We start from the raw sequence: 3,900 nt of genomic DNA, 5'->3' as shown, positions 1-3,900 counted from the left end.
CTGATCACGGGATTTGAGGTCGGCGGCAAGATAGGCATGGGTGGCAGGGGCCGTGACCTTGTGGGTTGCCTGGGTCAGATCGCAAATCGCAGCGGTTTGGACGTACCCGCAGTATCCGCATTTGGTCAGTTGAACATAGGACCAGCCGTCATGCTCGGCCAAGATCGTCAGTGTATCGCCATAAAGCGCTTGCCGGTCACGCGCGCCGCCCGGTTGACGGCAGATATCTGTCAGCGAAACCCCGATCTGGCCGGTTGCGTTCATGGATACTTTGGCGGGATCAGGGCTAAGCCGGTGGTCGGTCATTTCGCCAGCAGGTCACCAAGGGCGGCATGAAGCGCACGCGTGGCTTGGCCCACGCCGCCTTTTGGTCGGGCGGGTGCCGCGCTGGGCTGCCAGCCATAGATGTCGAAATGCGCATAGGGCGTTTCTGTGACGAACCGGCGCAGGAACAACGCCGCCGTGATGCAGCCTGCGAAACCGCCGGACGGCGCATTGTCCAGATCGGCGATCCCGGGTTCAATCATGGTCTCGTAAGGCGCATGGAACGGCAAGCGCCACACGGGGTCGGCATGGGTTGCCGCAGCTGTTTCAAGGGCTGTGACAAAAGCCGCTTCATCGCTGAAATAGGGCGCAAGATCAGGCCCTACAGCCACCCGTGCGGCACCGGTCAATGTCGCCATCGAGATGATCTGATCGGGTTTATCCTCATCCGCGAGGGTTAGGGCATCGGCCAGCACAAGGCGCCCTTCGGCGTCGGTGTTGTTGATTTCTACGGTAAGGCCCTTGCGCGAGGTCAAGATATCTTGCGGGCGGAAGGCATTGCCGGAAACCGCGTTTTCGACAGCGGGGATCAGAACGCGCAGCTGGATGTTCATACCCGTTGCCATGATCATATGCGCCAGTCCCAGCACGGCCGCTGCGCCACCCATATCCTTTTTCATCAAACCCATAGACGCACCGGGTTTCAGGTTCAGCCCGCCGGTGTCAAAGCAGACACCCTTGCCCACAAGCGCCAGTTTCTTGCCCGTATTGCCCCATTTGATATCGATCAAGCGGGGCGCGCGGTCTGCGGCGCGGCCAACGGTGTGGATCATGGGGAAATTCTGCGCCAACAAGTCATCGCCTGTAATAACGCTGATGCTCGCCCCATGTTTTTCTGCCAGCGTACGTGCCGCGGATTCAAGGTCAGGTGGCCCCATGTCAGAGGCGGGCGTGTTGATCAGATCGCGTGTCAACATCTCGCCCTCGGCTTGGGCGCGCAGACGGTCGGTGTCGATATTTTTGGGCGCGACAAGGCTGGCCTTGAGGGGGGCCTGCTTTGCATATCTGTCGAAACGGTAAGATGCCAACAGCCAACCAAGGGCTTCATTCGCCAGATCATCAGCGGGCAAGTCTGTTTCGATGCGATAAGCTCCTTTGGGCAGCTTTCCGGCAGCACCTGCTAGGTGAAACCGCCCTCTGCTGCGGGATTTTTTCGTGCCATATCCCACCAGCGCCCTAGAAACAGCACCGCCCGCATCAGGCAGCGCCAGCGCTTGGCCCAAGGCCCCGGTAAAGCTGTTCACCTCTACCCAATCGGCTGTGGCCTTGGGTTGATCGGCCAGCCAATCGGTTAATTGGTCTTCGGCGATGACATAGAGCGGAATCTGCGGGTCGGACGGATCGGCAAAGCTGGCGGGCATCAGTTGGTACCTTTCGGGACGTGTAATTTACCGACCAACCTAGACGTATCCGCCCTCGCTGCAAGCCTGTCAGATCGACATATCTTGTGTGTCCCAGATGGCTGTCAGCGATCGTTCGCCAATACGGATCAAACGGGTCAGCGTGGCGGCAACGGCGACCTCGTCATGCTGATCAATCGCACACATCACATCACGCGCAACGACGGCAAGTTTTTGCAGCCCCACTTGGTCTGCGATAGCAATCAGCGACCGACTGTTCTTGCGCAATTCATCCCAGTTTGATTCCCGAAACAGCCTGTCGCAATGCGACATCCGAAGGGCAAGCTCCTCCATCGCGCGGCAAACGACGTCTTCTGCCCCGGCTTCACCAAGCTGCGCATAAAGCGTGCCAAGCCTTTCTTGGTCGACGCTAACCTGTTCGGTCGGCCGCATTTGTAAAACATGCATTTTGTCACCCCTTAGATGTGTCCCCACGACTAAGAAATATCTATGCGCCACATTTATTTTCAAATGGTTGAGGCCCAAATGCCTTTTTGCTCGAATGTGATTAGAATTCAGGATATCCCTTGGGGACTCTAAAAGGGACGGTATGGACATGGACAAGGCGAAACCTCTGCCATCTTATCTGGTGCAGCGTTACCATGGTTGGAAAGCAACCAGTTATTCGGAAAACCAAGCTTGGTATCGGCGTCTTGCCAGCGATGGCCAGCATCCGCGTGCAATGGTAATTTCATGCTGTGACAGCCGGGTTCATGTTACCTCGATTTTTGGCGCGGATCAGGGCGAGTTCTTTATTCACCGCAATATTGCCAACCTGGTGCCGCCCTATTTGCCTGATGGTGAACAGCACGGGACGTCTGCTGCGGTTGAATATGCGGTGCAGGTTCTAAAGGTCGCGCATGTAATTGTCTTGGGCCATTCCAGCTGTGGCGGTGTGCAAGGGTGCATCGATATGTGTCAGGGCAAGGCCCCAGACCTAGAAGCAAAGAATAGTTTTGTGGGCCGGTGGATGGATATCCTGCGCCCCAAATATGATATCGTCGCGGATATTGCGGACCCCAAAGAGCAGGTTCGCCAACTTGAGAAACTGTCGGTTATGACGTCGCTCGAGAATCTGATGACCTTTCCGTGGATCGAAGAAAAGGTCAAAGCCGCAGAGCTGACGTTGCACGGGCTTTGGACTGATATCGGCGAGGGCGGCCTTGAGTGCTATAGCGCCGATAAGAACCTGTTCGTTCAGGTGTAAGGCCCCGATCTAAAGCCTTAAATTCAGTATGGTCCAAGCGGTGGCCAGCTCTTGAGACATAATTCTTGTACTGAGTAGCACGCGGTGCTTTTCTCTCGCTATGATTGTATCTGCTGCTCTGTTTCTAGTTTCAATGATTGGCGTTGTGATCGCCTTTTTGTGGCTGGGTTGGTCTGACGTCATTTTGCTGGCCGGGCCTTGCGCCATAGCAAGCTTCATTCTGCTTCTGAATGAAATCAGGGCCCGGTTTTTTGCAGGGCGGGCGCATGGGGCCAGAGCTGTCGTCGTGGACGGATCAAATGTGATGTATTGGCGGGATGGCACGCCGCAGATCGAACCTGTTCAAGAGGTCGTGCGCTATTTGACAGCGCGTGGATACAAAGCGGGCGTGATGTTTGATGCAAACGCCGGGTATCTGCTTGCTGGCAGCTATCTTGGTGACAAAGCGCTCAGCAAGCTGCTCAAGCTGCCGGTCGCAAGCGTGCAGGTCGTGCCCAAAGGATCCCCCGCTGATCCTTTTATTCTGGATGCTGCGCGTGAAATGGGCGCGTTTGTGGTCTCGAACGACCGCTTTCGCGATTGGGCCGAAGTCTATCCCGAAGTCGCGACGCCGGGGCATCTGGTCAAAGGCGCATACCGTCAGGGACAGCTTTGGGTTGATTTTGCAGTAAACGGAGATGTTGGCAAAGCCGCTTAAGGCGAGAAAAAGCGTGTAGGCAAAAGCGTGACTTTAGCCGCCAAGCTGGGGCCGCATTGCTTGGTAAATAACTGCCGTGGCAACATTTGCCAAATTTAGGGATCTTACACGCGGGTCAAGCATCGGCAAATGAAACACCCGATCGTCCATTCCGTCTAGAACCTCGGACGGCAGGCCTGCGGATTCACATCCGAAAACCAGATAAGCATCCTTTCGATAGTGGGGTTCATAAAGGCTTTTTTCGCCGTGTTCTTCAAAGAAGTACAAGCTGT

The 3,900-nt window shown here is 55.9% G+C and carries 5 protein-coding genes and 1 pseudogene; 2 read left to right on the top strand and 4 right to left on the bottom strand.

The annotated features are described in order from the left end of the window. From ABYT07_RS19625 to ABYT07_RS19615, 3 genes and pseudogenes are all read right to left on the bottom strand, one after another. Positions 1-306 (bottom strand): annotated as a pseudogene (locus tag ABYT07_RS19625) (NLP/P60 hydrolase); the annotation flags it as partial. After that, the gene (locus tag ABYT07_RS19620; RefSeq protein ID WP_372993703.1) at positions 303-1,685 is read right to left on the bottom strand and encodes a M17 family metallopeptidase; all 1,383 of its coding nucleotides are present in this window, start codon (positions 1,683-1,685) and stop codon (positions 303-305) included. The pseudogene ABYT07_RS19625 and the gene ABYT07_RS19620, both read right to left, overlap by 4 nt. A gap of 69 nt (positions 1,686-1,754) precedes the next feature. Then, positions 1,755-2,132: a hypothetical protein gene (locus tag ABYT07_RS19615; RefSeq protein WP_372993702.1), complete on the bottom strand. Its 378-nt coding sequence runs from the start codon at positions 2,130-2,132 to the stop codon at positions 1,755-1,757. 148 nt (positions 2,133-2,280) lie between these two features. Between ABYT07_RS19615 and ABYT07_RS19610 the strand changes: the two genes are divergently transcribed. Together ABYT07_RS19610 and ABYT07_RS19605 are read left to right on the top strand one after the other, a co-directional pair. Continuing rightward, the gene (locus ABYT07_RS19610; protein WP_372993701.1) at positions 2,281-2,931 is read left to right on the top strand and encodes a carbonic anhydrase; all 651 of its coding nucleotides are present in this window, start codon (positions 2,281-2,283) and stop codon (positions 2,929-2,931) included. Between the two features lie 145 nt (positions 2,932-3,076). Next, positions 3,077-3,628 carry a hypothetical protein gene (locus tag ABYT07_RS19605; RefSeq protein WP_372993700.1) on the top strand — a complete coding sequence of 184 codons (552 nt, stop codon included), beginning with the start codon at positions 3,077-3,079 and terminating at the stop codon, positions 3,626-3,628. 33 nt (positions 3,629-3,661) lie between these two features. Here the strand turns inward: ABYT07_RS19605 and ABYT07_RS19600 are convergent. Beyond that, positions 3,662-3,900 (bottom strand): tRNA (cytidine(34)-2'-O)-methyltransferase (locus tag ABYT07_RS19600; protein ID WP_372993699.1); only part of this gene is annotated, 239 nt, incomplete at its 5' end.

Origin of the sequence: Sulfitobacter sp. (assembly GCF_041552635.1) — a bacterium.
In the GTDB taxonomy this organism is placed as follows: Bacteria; Pseudomonadota; Alphaproteobacteria; order Rhodobacterales; family Rhodobacteraceae; genus Sulfitobacter.
Note: the sequence above shows the minus strand (reverse complement) of the source record. Positions and strands in the feature narration are given on the sequence as shown.